15 protein-coding genes are annotated in these 18,882 nt (G+C 72.7%); 10 read left to right on the top strand and 5 right to left on the bottom strand.

From position 1 onward, the window contains the following. Positions 1-31 precede the first annotated feature (31 nt). Both A8711_RS28905 and A8711_RS28910 read right to left on the bottom strand, forming a co-directional pair. On the bottom strand, positions 32-1,687 hold the full coding sequence (locus A8711_RS28905; protein ID WP_051611076.1) for a D-glucuronyl C5-epimerase family protein: 1,656 nt from the start codon (positions 1,685-1,687) through the stop codon (positions 32-34). A 101-nt stretch (positions 1,688-1,788) separates the two neighbouring features. Then, the gene (locus tag A8711_RS28910) at positions 1,789-2,727 is read right to left on the bottom strand and encodes a LysR family transcriptional regulator (RefSeq protein WP_043325079.1); all 939 of its coding nucleotides are present in this window, start codon (positions 2,725-2,727) and stop codon (positions 1,789-1,791) included. A 35-nt stretch (positions 2,728-2,762) separates the two neighbouring features. Here A8711_RS28910 and A8711_RS28915 point away from each other — a divergent pair, with 35 nt between their 5' ends. The 8 genes from A8711_RS28915 to A8711_RS28950 all read left to right on the top strand — a co-directional run bounded on the left by A8711_RS28915 (position 2,763) and on the right by A8711_RS28950 (position 11,103). After that, positions 2,763-3,494 carry a succinate dehydrogenase cytochrome b subunit gene (locus tag A8711_RS28915; protein ID WP_176722908.1) on the top strand — a complete coding sequence of 244 codons (732 nt, stop codon included), beginning with the start codon at positions 2,763-2,765 and terminating at the stop codon, positions 3,492-3,494. Between the two features lies 1 nt (position 3,495). Further along, on the top strand, positions 3,496-5,433 hold the full coding sequence (locus A8711_RS28920) for a fumarate reductase/succinate dehydrogenase flavoprotein subunit (protein WP_043325081.1): 1,938 nt from the start codon (positions 3,496-3,498) through the stop codon (positions 5,431-5,433). Continuing rightward, positions 5,430-6,182 (top strand): succinate dehydrogenase/fumarate reductase iron-sulfur subunit, encoded by a 753-nt coding sequence (locus A8711_RS28925; protein ID WP_030499798.1) that lies wholly within the window; start codon positions 5,430-5,432, stop codon positions 6,180-6,182. Before A8711_RS28920 ends, A8711_RS28925 begins: the two co-directional genes overlap by 4 nt. A 142-nt stretch (positions 6,183-6,324) precedes the next feature. Beyond that, positions 6,325-7,509 carry a zinc-dependent alcohol dehydrogenase gene (locus A8711_RS28930; protein ID WP_043325082.1) on the top strand — a complete coding sequence of 395 codons (1,185 nt, stop codon included), beginning with the start codon at positions 6,325-6,327 and terminating at the stop codon, positions 7,507-7,509. After that, a complete protein-coding gene (locus A8711_RS28935; RefSeq protein WP_069089934.1) occupies positions 7,506-8,447 on the top strand; it encodes an SDR family NAD(P)-dependent oxidoreductase in 942 nt (313 codons plus the stop codon). The genes A8711_RS28930 and A8711_RS28935 overlap by 4 nt, the downstream gene beginning before the upstream one ends. 82 nt (positions 8,448-8,529) lie before the next feature. Continuing rightward, the gene (locus tag A8711_RS28940; RefSeq protein ID WP_069089935.1) at positions 8,530-9,675 is read left to right on the top strand and encodes an MBL fold metallo-hydrolase; all 1,146 of its coding nucleotides are present in this window, start codon (positions 8,530-8,532) and stop codon (positions 9,673-9,675) included. Positions 9,676-9,784: 109 nt separating this feature from the next. Continuing rightward, positions 9,785-10,462: a sugar transferase gene (locus A8711_RS28945; RefSeq protein WP_064447496.1), complete on the top strand. Its 678-nt coding sequence runs from the start codon at positions 9,785-9,787 to the stop codon at positions 10,460-10,462. Continuing rightward, on the top strand, positions 10,459-11,103 hold the full coding sequence (locus tag A8711_RS28950) for a NeuD/PglB/VioB family sugar acetyltransferase (protein ID WP_064447495.1): 645 nt from the start codon (positions 10,459-10,461) through the stop codon (positions 11,101-11,103). Before A8711_RS28945 ends, A8711_RS28950 begins: the two co-directional genes overlap by 4 nt. Before the next feature lie 7 nt (positions 11,104-11,110). Here A8711_RS28950 and A8711_RS28955 read toward each other — a convergent pair whose 3' ends face one another. Together A8711_RS28955 and A8711_RS28960 are read right to left on the bottom strand one after the other, a co-directional pair. Beyond that, positions 11,111-12,622 carry a deoxyguanosinetriphosphate triphosphohydrolase family protein gene (locus A8711_RS28955; RefSeq protein WP_064447548.1) on the bottom strand — a complete coding sequence of 504 codons (1,512 nt, stop codon included), beginning with the start codon at positions 12,620-12,622 and terminating at the stop codon, positions 11,111-11,113. Between the two features lie 48 nt (positions 12,623-12,670). After that, positions 12,671-14,125: a D-glucuronyl C5-epimerase family protein gene (locus A8711_RS28960; protein WP_069089936.1), complete on the bottom strand. Its 1,455-nt coding sequence runs from the start codon at positions 14,123-14,125 to the stop codon at positions 12,671-12,673. 210 nt (positions 14,126-14,335) lie between these two features. On the opposite strand from A8711_RS28960, the gene A8711_RS28965 reads away from it, so the two are divergent. Together A8711_RS28965 and A8711_RS28970 are read left to right on the top strand one after the other, a co-directional pair. Continuing rightward, a complete protein-coding gene (locus A8711_RS28965; RefSeq protein ID WP_064447547.1) occupies positions 14,336-16,846 on the top strand; it encodes a Tex family protein in 2,511 nt (836 codons plus the stop codon). A gap of 431 nt (positions 16,847-17,277) precedes the next feature. Next, a complete protein-coding gene (locus tag A8711_RS28970; RefSeq protein ID WP_043325086.1) occupies positions 17,278-17,712 on the top strand; it encodes a hypothetical protein in 435 nt (144 codons plus the stop codon). On the opposite strand, the gene A8711_RS28975 is transcribed toward A8711_RS28970, so the two are convergent. Then, positions 17,675-18,685, bottom strand: coding sequence for a DUF389 domain-containing protein (locus A8711_RS28975; protein WP_069089937.1), 1,011 nt, complete (start codon positions 18,683-18,685; stop codon positions 17,675-17,677). The genes A8711_RS28970 and A8711_RS28975 overlap by 38 nt on opposite strands. Positions 18,686-18,882 lie beyond the last annotated feature (197 nt).

The following is an 18,882-nucleotide window of genomic DNA, read 5'->3' on the forward strand; positions in this document are numbered from 1 at the left end:
CGCGCCGGCCGACGCCGGCGCGGCGGTCCGGTCAGCGGCGGATCACCGCGCCGAAGCCGAGCCAGCGACCGGCGTACGGCCCCTCCACGAGGCGGACGTGCTCGCGGCCGTTGAGCACCGAGCGGCCGTCGATGGCCACCGCGTCACCGACCCGGTAGGTGGTGGGCACCGACTTCATCAGCCCGGCGGCGTCGATCGAGTACGCCGGTGGCGCGTCGACGGCTATCGTGCCGGGCCGGTGCAGCTTGTAGCCGAACCCAGCGCAGATGCCGACCTGGTACCGGTAGGGCGAGTACTCCTGCACGTAGTAGCCGGCCAGGGTGCCGGCGGTGATCGCGTACCAGATCCCGGTCTGCCGCATGATCTTCACGCGGTCGCCGGAGGGCGCGGCGCTGGCGCGGGCCAGCGTCATCTTCGTCCGCGCGGTCACCGTGCCGGCGCTGTTGAACTTGTACGCGGTGTGCGTGCCGGAGGAGAACCGGATGTTGCCCTTCACGCCGTAGGGCGGGTAGTCGGTGTACCAGAGGTCGGCGAGCTGGGCCAGGTACGTGTCACCGGTGATGGCGTACTGCTGGACGAACTGGAACATGTGGGTGGAGTGGTACTGGCCGGCGTCGATGCCGTGGGTCAGGCAGTAGCGGCTGCGCCAGTGCCGCACCCGGGTCTTCTCCCACACGTCCCGGTAGGTGGTGATCGCGCCCTGCAGCATGAGTTTGGCGTCGGCGTTGCGGGTGAGCACCCAGTAGTCGTAGAGGCCGTACGCGGAGAACATGTGCCCGTTGTAGGTGCGGTCGCCGCGGACCGCCTTCGGGTGCGGGTACTCCTCCAGCCACAGCAGACCGTCGACCACGTACACGCCCCACGGCTGGCCGGCCGCCGCGGGCAGCAGGTACGAGGCGAAGGTGGCGTCCGCGGCGCCCTTCCACTTCGTCTCGCCGGTGCGCTGGTAGAGCCGGGTGAACAGGCTCAGCGCCTGCCCCTGGGCCATCATCGAGTACCAGGGCGCCGGGTAGAGGTCGGGGCCGCCGTGCAGCCGGTGGTCGAACGGGTACGGATAGAACCACGCGCCGGAGCGCAGCGTGCGGCGGTCGATCAGGCGCTGCGCCTGCCGCTTCGCCCGGTCCAGGTATGTCAGGTTCCCGGTGATCCGGTGGGCCTCCATCAGGTGCAGGCCGTACTGCGCCTGCGCGACCGGGTGGTCGTAGAGGCGGCCGCCGAGGCGCACCATGCGCACCCCGGTGGAGTCGTGCACACCGGGATCGACGAGCGGGACCGGCGAGGTCATGTGGTAGGGCTCGATGCCGATCGGCAGTTCCCGGATCTCGAAGTCGTCGTACCGGAACTGGAACGGCACCGACGCCGCGCCGGCGTACCGGCGGGTCGGTCCGCCGACGCGTCCGGCGCCCGGGGTGGAGGCCGCGCGCGGGGCCAGCCGGGGCATGTCCCGGGCCGGGATCGCGGACAGATTCGGCAGTGGCTCGACCGGCCCCGGCGGGCCGATCTCCAGGGCCGGGTCGATGACCGGGTCCGCCGGCGCCAGGAGCGAGGTCGCCGGGGACGCCGCGGCCCAGGCGGGGCCACCGCCGAGCAGCGGGACCGAGGCGGCGGCCAGGGAGCCGGCGACGACGGCACGCCGGCTCAGTGCAGGTGTCGGGCCGGCGGCCCCGGACGGGTCTTGATGGCGCATGCGAACCTCCCGTGTCTTCACATGCTGGGCATCAGCCTTCCCATGCTGTTCCGGTCGGCCGGGACGAGCAAGGACATTCGTCGCGACATGTCGGAGATCCGTCAAATGGCGGCAAGCGGCTCGACACCGGCGGGGAGCTGGTCGGCGGCGGTGGCGTCGTGGACGTACTCCAGGAGGATGCGGCGCAGCTCGCGCCCGGCGTGGGTGGGGACCACGTCGCGGCGGCGGGCCACCGCGATGGTCCGGCGGACCCCGGGCGGTACGAGCCGGGTGACCCGGATGCCGGCGCGGCGGGCCACCACGATGCCGGGCACCAGCGCGACGCCGAGCCCGGCCTCGACGAAGCTGAGCACGGCGTCCATCTCTCCGCCGTCGACGGACAGGGTCGGCTCGAACCCGGCCGCCCGGCACGCCTGGAGCGTGGCGTCGCGCAGGTCGTAGCCCTCGCGGAACATGACCAGCGGCTGGTCGCGCAGGTCGGTGATGCGCAGCTCCCCGGCTTCCGAGGCGCCCGGCAGCGGGTCGACCGAGGCGACCACCAGGCTCTCGCGCAGGATCGGGTCGGCGCGCAGCCCCGGGTCGGTGCCGGCCGACGGCATGATGATCAGGGCGAGGTCGAGGTCGCCGCGGAGCAGGTCCCGGACGAGATCCTGCGAGCCGCCCTCCTCCACGCGCAGGTCGATCGTGGGGTGCGCGTCGCGGAACCGGCGCAGCACCGGCGGGGCGAGCGAGGTGGCCAGGCTGGGCGTGGCGCCGAGCCGGACCCGGCCCCGGCGCAGCCCCACCAGTTCCTGCACCTCGCGGGTGGCGGTCTCCACGTCGGCGAGGATCCGCTTGGCCAGCGGCAGCAGCACCTCGCCGGCCGCGGTGAGGGTGATGTTGCCCCTTACCCGTTCGAACAGCGGGGCCCCCAGGTCGGCCTCCAGCGCGTGAATTTGCTTACTCAACGAGGGCTGGGTTATGCCGACAAGATCGGCCGCCTGGGTGAAATGTCGTACTTCGGCGACCGCCACGAAGTACCGAAGCTGATGGAGCTGCATCTACATAGCCTACGGCTATCAACGCTGCGATTTCGATGCATTGGACGCCTGATCGAAGTGCTCCTAGCGTCGTTCGCGTGGTAATCACGAAAACTCGGTCGCCCATCCGCTCCAATGTCGGCCTCAAGGCCGTCATGGCGGTGACGGGCATCATTCTGGTGCTGTTCCTGATCGCGCACATGCTCGGCAACCTGAAGATCTTCACGGGCGAGACCTCGTTCGACCACTACGCGCACTGGCTGCGCGACATCGGCACGCCACTGCTGCCGACGACGTGGTTCCTGTGGATCCAGCGCACCGTGCTCACCGTCGCCGTGCTGGGGCACATCGGCGCGGCCACGCTGCTCGCGATGCGGTCCCGGGCCGCCCGCCCGGTGCGGTACGCGCACCGCCGCAAGATCCACGTGAACTACGCGGCCCGCACGATGCGCTGGGGTGGTGTGATCATCCTGCTCTTCGTGATCTACCACATCCTCGACCTGACCACGGGTCACCTGAACCCGCAGGGCGACCCGGCCAACCCGTACGGCAACGTCGTCGCCGACTTCGCGCCGGAGCGGTGGTACGTCACGCTCTTCTACACCCTCGCGCTGGTGACCCTCGGCTTCCACCTGCGCCACGGCGCGTTCAGCGCGTTCCGCAGCCTCGGCCAGCAGACCCCGAAGGGCGAGCGCCGGGCCAGGATCGCCGCGCTCGTCTTCGCCGTCGCGCTCGTCGGCGGCTACCTGCTGGTCCCGTTCGCCGTGATCACCGGATTGGTGTCCTGACATGGATCTGTACCGCGAAGGCGACCCGATCGCCGACACCCGGGCCCCGGACGGCCCGATCGAGACGCGGTGGGAGCGCCACCGCTTCGAGATGAAGCTGGTCAACCCGGCCAACCGCCGCAAGATGACGGTGATCGTGGTCGGCACCGGCCTGGCCGGCGGTTCCGCCGCCGCCACGCTGGCCGAGCAGGGCTACCAGGTGCGGTCCTACTGCTACCAGGACAGCCCGCGCCGGGCCCACTCGATCGCCGCGCAGGGCGGCATCAACGCCGCCAAGAACTACCGCAACGACGGCGACTCGGTGCACCGCCTCTTCTACGACACGGTCAAGGGCGGCGACTTCCGCTCCCGCGAGTCGAACGTGCACCGGCTGGCCGAGGTGTCGGTCAACATCATCGACCAGTGCGTGGCGCAGGGCGTGCCGTTCGCCCGCGAGTACGGCGGCCTGCTGGACACCCGCTCCTTCGGCGGCGCGCAGGTGCAGCGCACCTTCTACGCCCGGGGCCAGACGGGCCAGCAGCTGCTGCTCGGCGCGTACCAGGCGCTGGAGCGGCAAATCGGCCTGGGCAACGTGGAGATGAACGCCCGCCACGAGATGCTCGAACTGGTGATCGTCGACGGCCGGGCGCGCGGCATCGTGGTCCGCGACATGGTCACCGGCGAGATCAGCACCGAGATGGCCGACGCGGTGGTGCTCGCCACCGGCGGCTACGGCAACGTCTTCTACCTCTCCACGAACGCCAAGGGCTGCAACGTCACCGCCTCCTGGCGGGCGCACCGCAAGGGCGCGTACTTCGCCAACCCCTGCTACACGCAGATCCACCCGACCTGCATCCCGGTCTCCGGCGACCACCAGTCGAAGCTGACCCTGATGAGCGAGTCGCTGCGCAACGACGGCCGGGTGTGGGTGCCCAAGGCCAAGGGCGACCAGCGCAGCCCGCGGGAGATCCCCGAGGACGAGCGGGACTACTACCTGGAGCGGATCTACCCGTCCTTCGGCAACCTGGTCCCCCGCGACATCGCCTCCCGCGCCGCGAAGAACGTCTGTGACGAGGGACGCGGCGTCGGCCCGACCGGCCTCGGCGTCTACCTCGACTTCGCCGACGCGATCAACCGGCTCGGCCGCAAGGCCATCGAGGCCAAGTACGGCAACCTCTTCGAGATGTACGAGCGGATCACCGGCGAGGACCCGTACGAGGTCCCGATGCGGATCTACCCCGCCGTGCACTACACGATGGGTGGCCTCTGGGTCGACTACGACCTGCAGTCGAGCATCCCCGGCCTGTTCGTGATCGGTGAGGCCAACTTCTCCGACCACGGCGCGAACCGGCTCGGCGCCTCGGCGCTGATGCAGGGCCTCGCGGACGGCTACTTCGTGCTGCCGAACACGCTCGCCAACTACCTGGCCTCCTCCGGCCCGCTGGACAAGGTCGACGCGAGCCACCCCGAGGCGGTCGCGGCGCGTACCGACGTCGAGGACCGGATCAAGCGGCTGCTCGCGATCAACGGCGACCGCACCGTGGACTCGTTCCACCGTGAGCTGGGCCAGATCATGTGGGAGCACTGCGGCATGGAGCGCTCCGAGGCCGGGCTGCGCAAGGCGATCGACGAGATCCGCGCGCTGCGCGAGCAGTTCTGGCAGCGGGTGCGCGTGCCGGGCGACGGCGAGGGGCTCAACCAGTCGCTGGAGAAGGCCGGCCGGGTGGCCGACTTCTTCGAGCTGGCCGAGCTGATGTGCATCGACGCGCTGCACCGCGAGGAGTCCTGCGGCGGTCACTTCCGGGCCGAGCACCAGACGCCCGACGGCGAGGCGCAGCGCGACGACGACCGGTTCGCGTACGTGGCGGCCTGGGAGTACACCGGCACCGGTGAGCCCGTGCTGCACAAGGAAGACCTGACCTTCGAATACGTCCACCCCACGCAGCGGAGCTACAAGTGAACCTGACCCTGCGCATCTGGCGCCAGCACGGCCCCGAGGACAAGGGTCGGATGGTGACCTACCCGGTGCAGGACGTGTCGCCGGACATGTCCTTCCTGGAGATGCTCGACGTGCTCAACGAGCGGCTGATCCTCGACGGCGAGGAGCCGGTCGCGTTCGACCACGACTGCCGCGAGGGCATCTGCGGCATGTGCAGCCTCATGATCAACGGTGAGGCGCACGGCCCGCAGCGCGGCACCACCGCCTGCCAGCTGCACATGCGGCAGTTCTCCGACGGCGACACGATCGACATCGAGCCGTGGCGGGCCCGGGCCTTCCCGGTCGTCAAGGACCTGGTGGTCAACCGCAACGCGTTCGACCAGATCATCGCCGCCGGCGGCTACGTCACCGCGCCGACCGGCAGCGCACCGGAGGCGCACTCGGTGCCGGTGCCGAAGGCCGACGCCGACGCCGCGTTCGAGTCGGCCGCCTGCATCGGCTGCGGCGCCTGCGTGGCGGCCTGCCCGAACGGCTCCGGCATGCTGTTCACCGCCGCGAAGATCACCCAGCTCTCGCTGCTGCCGCAGGGCCAGCCGGAGCGCTACACCCGGGTGATCGGCATGGTGGACGCGCACGACGAGGCCGGCTTCGGCGGCTGCACGAACATCGGCGAGTGCGCGGCGGCCTGCCCGAAGGGCATCCCGCTGAACACCATCGGCCGGCTCAACCGGGACTACCTGAAGGCGACCGCCAAGCGCGCCGGCTCCTGACCGGACACGGCACGACCCACGCGACCGCCGCACCCGCATCCAGGGGTGCGGCGGTCGCGCTCGTACGGGGGCCGCCGCCGATTCAAGCCGCCTCTCGCGGGTAGCAGTCCGATGGACGGCACCGGAGAGGGGACATACAGGCATGAAGGCACTGACCTGGCACGGCAAGCGGGACGTTCGCGTCGAGGACGTCCCGGACCCCCGGATCGAGGAGCCGACCGACGCGATCGTCCGGATCACCTCGACCGCCATCTGCGGTTCCGACCTGCACCTGTACGAGGTGCTCGGGCCGTACCTGAAGCCCGGCGACGTCCTCGGGCACGAGCCGATGGGCATCGTCGAGGAGGTCGGGCCCGGGGTGACCCGGCTCAAGAAGGGCGACCGGGTGGTCGTCCCGTTCAACATCTCCTGCGGCTCGTGCTGGATGTGCGAGCGGCAGCTCTACGCCCAGTGCGAGACCACGCAGGTCAAGAGCCAGGGCAAGGGCGCGTCCCTGTTCGGCTACACCTCGCTGTACGGCTCGATCCCCGGCGGCCAGGCCGAGTACCTGCGCGTGCCGCAGGCCCAGTTCGGCCCGATCACGATCCCGGACACCGGCCCGGACGAGCGCTGGCTCTACCTCTCCGACATCCTGCCAACCGCCTGGCAGGCGGTGAAGTACGCGGACGTCCCGCCCGGCGGCACGCTCGCCGTGTTCGGGCTCGGCCCGGTCGGGCAGTTCAGCGCCCGGATCGGCCGCCACCTCGGCGCGGGCCGGGTGATCGGGCTGGACCTGGTCCCCGAGCGGCTGGAGATGGCCCGCCGGCACGGCATCGAGGTGCTCGACGTCAGCCAGCTCGACGACGTGCCCGGCACGCTCATCGACCTGGTCGACGGGCGCGGCCCGGACGCGGTGATCGACGCGGTCGGCATGGAGGCGCACGGCGCGCCGCTGGGCAAGATGGCCCAGACCGCCGCCGGGCTGCTGCCGGACAAGCTGGCCCAGGCGATGACGGACAAGGCCGGCGTGGACCGGCTCGTGGTGCTGCACGCCGCGCTCAAGGCGGTACGGCGCGGCGGCACCGTGTCGATCTCCGGCGTGTACGGCGGCGAGCAGGACCCGATGCCGCTGATGGAGATGTTCGACAGGGGCATCCAGCTGCGCATGGGCCAGTGCCACGTACGCCGCTGGGTCGACGAGATCATCCCGCTGCTGGAGCGCGACGACGACCCGCTGGGCGTCGAGGACCTGCGGACCCACCGGCTGCCGCTGACCGACGCGCCGCGGGCGTACGAGATGTTCCAGAAGAAGGAGGACGGCTGCGTCAAGGTCGTGCTCGCGCCGTGACCCGGACGGTGGTCGTCACCGGCGCGACCAGCGGGATCGGCCGGGCGACCGCCCTGGAGCTGGCGGGCCGCGGGGACCGGCTGGTCCTCGCGGCCCGCTCCCCCGCCACGCTCGACGAGGTGCGCGACGAGTGCCGGGCCGCGGGCGCGCGGGCGATCGCCGTACCGATGGACGTGACCGAGCCCGGCGCGGTGGCCGCGCTGGCCGACGCGGCGCAGGCCGAGTACGGCCGCGTCGACGCCTGGGTGCACACCGCCGCGGTGATGGCCTACGGCCGTTTCGACGAGACGCCGGCCGAGGTGTTCGAGCAGGTGGTCCGCACCGACCTGCTGGCCGCCGCGGCGGTGGCCCGGGAGGCGCTGCTCCGGTTCCGGGCCGGCGGCGGCACGCTCGTGCTCACCGGCTCGGTGCTCGGACACATCACCGCGCCCTACATGAGCGGCTACGTGGCCGCCAAGTGGGGCCTGCAAGGGCTGGCCCGCACGCTCCAGCAGGAGGCACGGGAGACGCCGGGCGTCGCGATCTGCCTGGTCAACCCGGGCAGCGTGGACACACCCGTCTACCGGCAGGCGGCCAACTACCTCGGCCGGGTCGGCCGTCCGCCGCCGCCGATCGCCTCGCCCGAGCGGGTGGCGCGGGCCATCGCGCACTGCCTCGACCGGCCGCGCCGGGAGGTGTCGGTGGGGCGGCTCAACGTGATCATGCGCTTCGGCTTCACCGCCCTGCCCGGGGTGTACGACGCGCTGGTCGGACCGCTGATGCGCCGGGCCGGGCTGACCCGGCAGCCGATCGCCGCCCACCGGGGCATCGTGTTCACGCCGAACCCGGCCGGTGAGGCGGTCCGCGGCGGGTGGCTGCCGGAGGTGTCCCAGGTGGTCCGGGCCGTGGGCGGACGCGCGGCGACTGTGGCGTCCGCGGTACGCCGCCGGCTGCCCTGACCGTGGCGTGGGTGGCCGGCGTGCGGGCGGACCGGGACGACTGTGGTTACCGTGTACGGCGGGACACGGCGGAGGGACGAATATGCGGGAAGCAACGGGGCAGGAGCCGGACCGGACGCGCGGCGGGCGGGTGTGGAAGCTCGCCGGGCTGGCCGCCGTCGCCGGGCTGGCCTGGGCGGCACGGGACGTACCGGCGCAGCTCGGCGGACGGCTCACCGGCGCCCGGGCGGAACGGGCGGCCCGGTCACCGCGCTTCCGCGACGGCACCTTCCACAACCCGGCCGGCGCCAGCGCCACCATGGTCGCCGACCCGGGCCGCAACCTGCTCCGGGAGCTGGTCTTCGGCAAGCAGAAGCGGCGGCCGGGCAGCCCGGTGCCGCTGGTGCGCCCCGGCGCCGCGCCCGCCGCCGACCCGGCCCGCGAGCTGAACGTCGTCTGGTACGGCCACGCCTCCACGCTCGTCGAGATCGAGGGACACCGGGTGCTGCTCGACCCGGTGTGGAGCGACAGGTGCTCCCCGTCCGGGCTGGTCGGCCCGCGGCGCATCCACGAGCCGCCGGTCCGCCTCACCGACCTGCCCCCGCTCGACGCGGTGCTGATCTCACACGACCACTACGACCACCTCGACATGGACACCGTCCGCACGCTGGCCGATCTCCAGTCCGCGCCGTTCGTGGTGCCGCTCGGCGTCGGCGCCCACCTGGCCCGCTGGGGCGTACCCGAGCACCGCATCGTCGAGCTGGACTGGTCGGAGAGCCACCGCGCCGGCGGGCTGACGCTCACCGCCACCGCCGCGCAGCACTTCTCCGGCCGCGGACTGCGCCGCGACGGCACGCTGTGGAGCTCCTGGACGATCACCGGTACGCACCGGAAGGTCTTCTACACCGGCGACTCCGGCTACTTCGACGGATACGCCGCGATCGGCGCCGAGCACGGCCCGTTCGACGTGACGCTGATGCAGATCGGCGCGTACGACAGGGCGTGGCCGCACATCCACATGTTCCCGGAGGAGGCGGTCGCCGCCCACCTCGACGTACGCGGCGGACTGCTGGTGCCGGTGCACTGGGGCACGTTCAACCTGGCCCTGCACGACTGGTCCGAGCCGGTGGACCGGCTCTGGGCCGAGGCGAAGGCGCGCGACGTGCGGCTCGCAGTGCCGCGCCCCGGTGAGCGGGTGGTGGTGGACGAGCCGCCGGCGGTGGACGGCTGGTGGCAGTCGGTCGCCTGAGCCACGCCGAAAAATTCGGACAAGGCAATCTTCTGCGCATATTTGCGTACTCTGTTCGCTGACGAGTCAGCGGCCGGAGGACAGCATGCAGGTTCGCCTATCCCCAGGCGTGGAAGAGCCCCGCACACCCACACCGCAGGCAGGCGTCGCCGCCACCGTCAAACGGGGTGTCGACGTCGTCGTCTCGGCGACCGCCCTGCTGGTGACGGCACCGATCCTGGCCGCGGTGGCGGTCGCGGTGCTGCTCGGCATGGGCCGCCCGGTCCTCTTCCGCCAGCGGCGCATCGGCCGGTACGGCGGGGAGTTCACCATCCTGAAGTTCCGGTCCATGGCGGGCGGCGGCGACGGCTTCTCCCCCGGCGACGACCAGGCACGGCTGACGCCCCTGGGGCGTTGGCTGCGGGCCACCAGCCTGGACGAGCTGCCCAGCCTCTGGAACATCCTGCGCGGCGACATGAGCCTGGTCGGCCCGCGCCCGTTCCCGACCAGCTACCGCGACCTCTACACGCCGGAGCAGTTCCGCCGGCACGACGTCCGGCCCGGCCTCACCGGGCTCGCGCAGGTCAACGGCCGCAACGAACTGGGCTGGGCGGAGCGTTTCGCCTACGACCTGCGCTACGTGGAGCACTGGAGCCTGCGGCTGGACGCCCGCATCCTGGCCCGGACCGCAGTCGCGGTGCTGCGGCGGCAGGGCATCAGCGCGCCCGGCGCCGCCACCGCGCACGAGTTCCGTGGCACCGCCGCGGAGGATCCGGTGGCGGCGACCGCGGGAAGCGGGTCCCGGTGACCCTCGACCTCGTCGTCGTCGGGTGCGGCGGCCACGGCCGGGAGATCGCCCAGATCGTGGCGGCGGTCAACGAGTCCGCCGCTCGACCGCCGTGGCGGCTGGCCGGCTTCGTCGACGACAACCCGTCCGAGCGGAACCGCAAACGCGCCGAGTCGTGTGGCGCGCCGTACCTGGGGACCGTGGCGGCGCTCGGGCAACTACCACCGCAGACCCACGTCGTCCTCGGCCTGGGCGACCCACGTGTCCGGCAGAAGGTGGGCGCGCGGGTCGACACGTACGGCAGGCCGGCGGCGAGTCTCGTCCACCCGGACGCCACCGTCGGCCCGGACCTGGTGTCGGCCGAGGGCCTCGTGGTGTTCGCCGGTGGCCGGATCACCACCAACGTCACCGCCGGGCGGCACCTGCACGTCAACCAGAACGCCACACTCGCGCACGACTGCGTGGTCGGCGACTACGTCTCCCTGCACCCGCTCGCGGCCGTGTCGGGCGATTGCCGCCTCGACACCGCCGCGCTGATCGGAGCGGGAGCGGTGGTGCTCCCCGGCCTGCGGGTCGGCGCCGGCGCGACGGTCGGCGCCGGCGCGTGCGTGGTACGCGACGTGCCGCCGGAGATCGTGGTCAAGGGAGTACCGGCCCGCTGAGCGGTCCTCAGAGCACGAAGGCGTCGGTCCAGAGCGCGCCGGAACGGCCCGACAGCGCGTCCAGCATGGCCACCGCCTGACCGTCGGTGAGCTGCGCGACGAAGTCGACGATCGCCCGGCCCCGGGCCCGGCCGATCCGGTCCGGGGTACGCGGGTGCAGCTCCGCCTCGGCCAGCTCCACCAGGTCGTGCAGCCGTCGCGGCAGCCGGGACTCCTCGTCCGGGTCCAGCAGCCACTCCCAGAGCGCCTCCACCAGCGTGCCCAGCAGCCGGGCCTGGCCGCGCTGGTGCAGCGCCAGGTCCGGGCGGGCCAGCACGAACCGGTGGTGCACGAACTTGAGCACCTGCACCTCGTGCCACTGCGCCTTGGCCAGCAGCACGTACCCGGATCGGACGTGCGGCTCCGGGGTCACCGTGATGGCGTCCACGAAGCGGGTGGACCAGCGCGCGGAGAACCGGGCGACGTACTGCTCCGCCTCGATCGAGCCGTCGAACGGCAGCGCCAGCAGCCCCTCCACCAGCTCCTCGCGGACGTGTTCGACTGCGGCGGCGAACGCCTCGTCGTCGGCGATCCAGCCGTCCTTGCGGTGCAGTTGCCGGCGCAGCCGCTCGATCGCCGCGCCGGGGCGCCGGCCCGCCGCCTCCAGCGCGGACGCGGTGATCGACCGCAGGTGCCCGCACTCGCGCTGCCAGGCCATCAGCTCGGCCGCCACCGCGCCCTGCTGGAGCACGCCGACGCGGTAGAAGTCCTCCACGTCGTGGATCGCGTACGCGATGTCGTCGGCGGTGTCCATCACCGACGCCTCGGGCGTCTGCTGCCAGTCCGGGATGCGGCCGGCGAACGGCTCCCGCGCCTGACGCAGGTCGTCCAGCTCGGTGCGGTACGCGCCGAACTTCACCGACCCGCTCTCCGGGTCCTCCGGCGGGGCCGCCGCGCCGCGGGGCGCCGGGTCGAGGTGCCGGGGGTGCGGGTCGGGATGGTCCAGCCGGGTCCACGGGTACTTCAGCATGGCGGCCCGGACCGCCGCGGTCAGGTCCAGCCCGGTGGTCGCCGCGCCGCGGATCTCGGTGCTGGTGACGATCCGGTACGACTGGGCGTTGCCCTCGAAGCCGTCGGCCAGCCCGAGCCGCTGCCGGGCCAGCCGGTCCAGCACCCGCTCCCCCAGGTGCCCGAACGGCGGGTGGCCGAGGTCGTGCGCGAGCGCGGCGGCCTCCACCACCTCCGGGTCGCAGCCGCCGAGCTTGTCCAGCAGGTCCCGGTACGCCGGGTCGGCCATGAGCCGCTCGGCGATCGCCCGGGCCACCTGGGCGACCTTGAGGCTGTGGGTGAGCCGGTTGTGCACCAGCAGCCCCGACCCGCCGGGACTGATCACCTGGGTGACGCCGTTCAGCCGGGCGAAGAACGGCGAGCCGACGATCCGGTCCCGGTCGGCCCGGAACGGGCCGGCCGCCAGGTCGCCGAGCGCCCGGGCGCTGCCCCCGAAGAGCCGCCGGGCCCGCGGATCCGCAGGTGCCTCCATGATCGCCACGCTAGCGCAGCGACTCGCCCGGCGCGCCGCGACCTGTGGCTAGGGCAGCGGGGGCGCGTCCCCCAGCACCAGCCCGGGGGCCGCCGGCAGCCAGTAGCCCAGGTAGGTGCCGGCGGTGACCTGGTAGCTCAGGCGGCCGTTCACCCAGGCACTGGCCCCCATCGGCGCGCCCGAGGTGCGCGGGAAGGTGACGGTCTTGGACCCGACCACCTGCCACCTGCTGTCGTAGGCGTAGCCGGTGTAGGTGCCGGGCTCCACGGTCAGCAACCGGGTGGGCGCGTACGTGTGCTGGACGAACTTCCCGGCGAGCCACCGGTTCGCGGCGTCCTCCGCGACGAACATGCCGGCGAACACGCCGTTGGCCATGCGGTAGTAGACGCCCCGGCCGGTCACCCGGACGCGCTGGTCGGCGGTGGCGGTGGAGAAGCGGATCAGATTGATCGACTTCTGCGCGACGATCCGGCCGGCCGCATCGAACTGGTAGGCGACGTGGGAGCCGGGACCGAACCACACGATGCCGTCGACCGGTGGGTACGGATAGTCGGCGCGCAGCACGTCGGCGTACGCGGCGAACACGCCGGCATGGGTCAGCTGGTGCAGCGAGAGCATCTGCTGGGTGTGCACCTGGTGGTAGCTCGGGTAGGAACGCGCGCAGCCGACCGAGTACCGGCTGGCCCACTGCGGGACGCGCAATATGGCCGGCACGTACCGCCGCACCGTCGTGGCCGTCCCGTCCATCAGGCTCACCGCCCGGCTGTCCCGGGTGATCCGCCAGTAGTCGTACACGCCGTAGAACGCGTAGATCATGCCGTTGAGGACCCGTTCCCCGCGCACCCCCGGGCTGTCCGGGTATTCCTCCAGCCACAGGTAGCCGTCCGCGTCGGTCCAGCTGACCCAGGGCACGCCGAGCTGCGGTTCGAGCGTGAGGCTGAGGAACGTGCGGTCCGCCGCCGTACGCCACGTGGCGTCGCCGGTCACCTCGTACAGCCGGACGAACAGGCTGAGCAGCTCCCCCTGCGCCATGGCGCTGTACCAGGGCGCCTGGAGCACCAGCCCGGTGCACCGGGGCAGGTCGAAGGGGTACGAGTACCACCACGCCCCGCGGGACTCCACCTTGCGGTCCAGGTTCCGCCGGGCCTGCGCGATCGCCCGGTCCAGGAAGAAGCGGTCACCGGTGACCTGGTAGGCGTTGAGGTTGTCCAGCCCCCAGTCGGCCTGGACCACCGGGTGGTCGTAGAGGACGCCCTGCCAGTTGAAGAGCCGCACCCCGGAGGCGTCGTGCGCCAGCGGGTCGGTCCGCGGGACTGTCATCTGCCGCGAGGTCGGTGAGACCGAGCCGGGCAGCAGGCGCGGCAGGTAGCCGTCCCGGGCGTACGCGCTGAGSGTCGCGCTCCGCTCGGGGAGGGCCGCCGCCGCGCCGGTCACCGGCGTTCCCGCCAGGCCGAGGGCGAGCACCGCGGCCACCGGCGCGCGCCAGGACAGGCGGATCCTCATGGGACCTCCAAGGTCGGGATTGTGCCTCCCATCCCAGCAACCTCTTGTCGCTTTTGCCACCCTCGTTTCATCATGCGTGGAATAGACGTACATAACGTGAATATTTCTGACTGTTAGGGATCCTCCGCCGGACGCGGACGGGCGCGGACGCCGGCGTCGCACCGGGACGGCAGAATGCACGGGAACCCACCCGAGAAGGCGGATCAGATCGTGACCCAGTCAGTGCACCAGCGGATCGCCGAGGAACTCGGCGTCGCCGAACGTCAGGTGCGGGCAGCAGTCGAGCTGCTCGACGGCGGCGCCACAGTGCCGTTCATCGCCCGCTACCGCAAGGAGGCCACCGGCCTGCTCGACGACGCGCAGCTGCGCACACTGGAGGAGCGCCTGCGCTACCTGCGCGAGCTGGACGAGCGGCGCGCGGCGGTGCTGGAGTCGATCCGCAGCCAGGGCAAGCTTGACGAGGCGCTGGAGGCGCAGATCCTCGCCGCCGACTCGAAGTCGCGCCTGGAGGACATCTACCTGCCCTACAAGCCGAAGCGGCGCACCCGCGCGCAGATCGCCCGCGAGGCCGGGCTGGAGCCGCTCGCGGACACGCTGCTCGCCGACCCGGCGCAGGACCCGAAGGCGGTCGCCGCCGGGTTCGCCGACCCGGACAAGGGCGTCGCGGACGCCGCCGCCGCGCTGGACGGCGCGCGGGCCATCCTGATCGAGCGCTTCGCCGAGGACGCCGACCTGATCGGCACGCTGCGCGAGCAGATGTGGTCGCGGGGCCGGCTGGTCTCCCGGGTACGCGAGGGTCAGGAAACCGCCGGGGCGAAGTTCGCCGACTACTTCGACTTCGCCGAGCCGTACCCGAAGCTGCCCTCGCACCGCATCCTCGCCATGTTCCGGGGCGAGAAGGAGGGCGTGCTGGAGCTGACCATGGATCCGGAGGCCGACGGGGACGCCGACGTGAACCCGGGCCCCAGCCGGTACGAGGCCGCCGTGGCGGGACGCTTCGGCGTCAGCGACCAGGGACGGCCCGCCGACAAGTGGCTGGCCGACACGGTGCGCTGGGCCTGGCGTACCCGGATCCTCATCCACCTCGGCGCGGACCTGCGGATGCGGCTGTGGCAGGCGGCCGAGGAGGAGGCCGTGCGGGTCTTCGCCACCAACCTGCGTGACCTGCTGCTGGCGGCGCCGGCCGGCGCGCGTCCCACCATGGGTCTGGACCCGGGCCTGCGCACCGGTGTGAAGGTGGCGGTCGTCGACGCCACCGGCAAGGTGGTCGCCGCCGACACGATCTACCCGCACGAGCCGCGCCGGCAGTGGGACGCCTCGCTGCACACGCTCGCCACGCTCGCCGCCGCGCACGGCGTCGAGCTGGTCGCGATCGGCAACGGCACCGCCAGCCGGGAGACCGACAAGCTCGCCGCCGACCTGATCAAGCAGCACCCGGAGCTGAAGCTGACCAAGGTGGTGGTCTCCGAGGCGGGCGCGTCGGTCTACTCCGCCTCCGCGTACGCCTCGCAGGAGCTGCCCGGCCTGGACGTCTCGCTGCGCGGCGCGGTGTCGATCGCCCGCCGTCTCCAGGACCCGCTGGCCGAGCTGGTGAAGATCGACCCGCGGTCGATCGGCGTCGGGCAGTACCAGCACGACCTGTCCGAGGTGAAGCTGTCCCGCTCGCTCGACGCGGTGGTCGAGGACTGCGTCAACGCGGTCGGCGTGGACGTCAACACCGCCTCCGCGCCGCTGCTCACCCGGGTGTCCGGCATCGGCGCCGGGCTGGCCGAGAACATCGTGCTGCACCGCGACGCCAACGGGCCGTTCCGCACCCGGGCGGAGCTGAAGAAGGTGCCCCGGCTCGGGCCGAAGGCGTTCGAGCAGTGCGCGGGCTTCCTGCGCATCCCCGGCGGTGACGACCCGCTGGACTCCTCCAGCGTGCACCCCGAGGCGTACCCGGTGGTGCGTCGCATCCTCTCCTCCACCGGGCAGGACCTGCGCGCGCTGATCGGCAAGTCGGCCATCCTGCGCGGCCTGCGCGCGACCGACTTCGTCGACGACACGTTCGGCCTGCCCACCGTCACCGACATCCTCGCCGAGCTGGAGAAGCCGGGTCGTGACCCGCGTCCGGAGTTCCGTACCGCGACGTTCGTCGAGGGCGTGGAGAAGATCAGCGACCTGACGCCCGGCATGGTGCTGGAGGGCGTGGTGACGAACGTGGCCGCGTTCGGCGCGTTCGTCGACGTGGGCGTGCACCAGGACGGGCTGGTGCACGTCTCGGCCATGTCGCACACGTTCGTCAAGGACCCGCGCGACGTGGTGAAGTCCGGCGACGTGGTGAAGGTCCGGGTGCTCGACGTGGACGTGCCGCGCAAGCGGATCTCGCTGACGCTGCGGCTGGACGACGAGGCGCCAGCCGGCGGCGGGCGCCCGGCGGGCGGCGACGGCCGACGGGACCGGGGCGGTCAGGGCGGCGGGCCACGCGGCGGCGGCCAGGGACGCATCGGCGGCCAGCAGAACGGGCAGCGCGGTGGTGGCCAGCAGGGCGGCCAGCGCGGCGGCTCGGGCGGCGGGCAGAGCGGAGGCGGCCAACGCGGCGGCTCGGGCGGCGGCGGGCAACGCGGTGGCGGACAGGGCGGCACGTCGCGCGGTGGCCAGCAGCAGCGGCCCGGGCGCGGTGGCGGCGCCCCGGTCAACGACGCCATGGCGGAGGCGCTGCGCCGCGCCGGCCTGGCCTGACACGTCCCGCTGCCGGGCCGAGGTCACGAACGCCTCAGCCCGGCAGCCCCGCCGGGGAACAGCGACGCGCCGGCCCGTGTCGCGGTCAGGCGCCCCGGCAGGGCGACGGCCGCGGGGACGGGCCGAGGCACCGGCATCACACCCTTGATCAACACAATCTCGCCGAGGTGGTGGCATCAGAGGCTCCGCGACACCACCACTTCGGCGAGCTGGAGTTGATCACACCGGGCAGCGCGCCGGGAAAGGGACGGGTCACGCCTGCCGGAGCCGCGAACACCACTCACCAGGCGCGTTGTTGACCAAGGAGTTCGTGGCCTGTTCAGGGCGTTCGACTGACACAAACCCCTTGATCGCCGCAGCCTCGGCGGTGCGCGCGCCGGGCCCGACGGCCTGTGCGCCGGGCGGGGCCGGTTCCGCGTACCCTCGCGGTCGTGGGCGGTGAGGACGACGAGCGGTGGCGGGAGCGGCGACGCCACGCGGTGCGGGCGCACGCGGAGGCCGCCGCCCGCGAACGCGAGGCCGAGCAGGCGGAGGCCGCGGAGCTGGTGGCCCGGTTCGCCGCCGAGGCGCTGCGGCGCGGGCTGCGCGCCGGCCGGCTGACCGCGACCGGGCACGACGGGCGCGGTCGCTACCGCACGCGGATCACCGGCTGGTACGTGGACCGGGCGCACAGCCGCGCGGTGGACACCGACGGGCGTTTCTACCTGCTCACCGTGCCGCCGGGCCTGCGGGCGCGGCTGCTCGGGGCGGACCCGCCGCCCAGTCCGCCGCCGCTGGTGGTCGGCCGGGGCGGCCGGGACGGCGAGTCGGTGCCGCTGGCGACCCTGCTCAGCCGTCGTCTCGACGCGGGCGACGACTGGCGCTGACCGGGGCCGGACGCCGGTCTGCCCGCTGCCGGGGCACCGCGTGCGCGGCCCGCCGGGCGACGTGCCGCCACCAGCACAGCTGGACCACGAGCGTGAGCAGCCCGGCGAGCACGATCGCGGCCAGGTTGATCACCAGTTGGAGGGCGGAGCCGGCGGCCTCGTGCCACACGCCGTACGCGGACGCGACGGCCACGTTCGCCGCCGCCGGCACTGTGGTCACCGAGATCAGCACACCCACGAGCGAGCCGGACTTCTTCGAGGTCAGCGACAGCATGCCGGCCACGCCGGCGAGCAGGCCCACCACCCAGGACAACGCGTCCGGACGCCAGATGAAGTCGGTCATCGGCCGTTCCGCCAGCAGCATGTCCCGGTCGACCAGGCCGGCCGCGGTGAGCGCCCAGGTGCTCAGCGCGGTGGCCGCCATGGCGACGAGGAAACCGACCGTCAGCGCCTTGACCGAGTGACCGACCACGCGCGGCTGACGCCGCAGCAACGCCACGCAGAGCGCGGCGAGCGGACCGAACTCGGGGCCGACCACCATCGCGCCGACGATCAGGATGGGCTGGTCCAGCAGCACGCCGATCCCGGCGATCATGGTGGCCACCACGATCAGGGCGAGGAACGTGCCGGTGAGCACCGTCTGCTCGCCGGTCTTCGCGGCGATCTCGTCCCACACCACGGCGTCCTCCCCGTGGCCGGGGGCTTCCTCGGCGGCCCGGTCGGCCGCCTCGGACAGGGTCAGCTCGACGTCGTCGGCGGCGATCGCCCCGCGCGCCTCGACACCGAGTTCTTGTAGCCGGCTCAGTACGCCGTCGGCGCTCTCCCGGACCACGTCGCAGGTGACGTAGTCACCCGCGGGCTGGCGGGCGGCGCCGGGCAGCACCACGAGGTGCGTGACGCCGGGGTCGGCGGCCAGCAGCTCCACGACCGCCGACGACTGGTCGCGCGGCGCGATCACCCTCAGGTGCAGCACTCGGGACTCCCGGATCGTTGATTCCTGGCGGGGCCGCCGAACTCTACTCGTTCCCGGGCTCAGCGGTTCCCGGCTCGACGGCGTCGCGCGGCACGATCGTGTGCTTTTCGGCACGAACACGGCGTACGCCATCACTCCTTGCCGGTTGTCCCGTTTTACCGTCCGTGACCCTTCGCTGCCACGACCGTGATCCCGCT

The organism is Micromonospora sp. II, assembly GCF_001709195.1.
GTDB classification, from domain to species: Bacteria; Actinomycetota; Actinomycetes; order Mycobacteriales; family Micromonosporaceae; genus Micromonospora; species Micromonospora chalcea.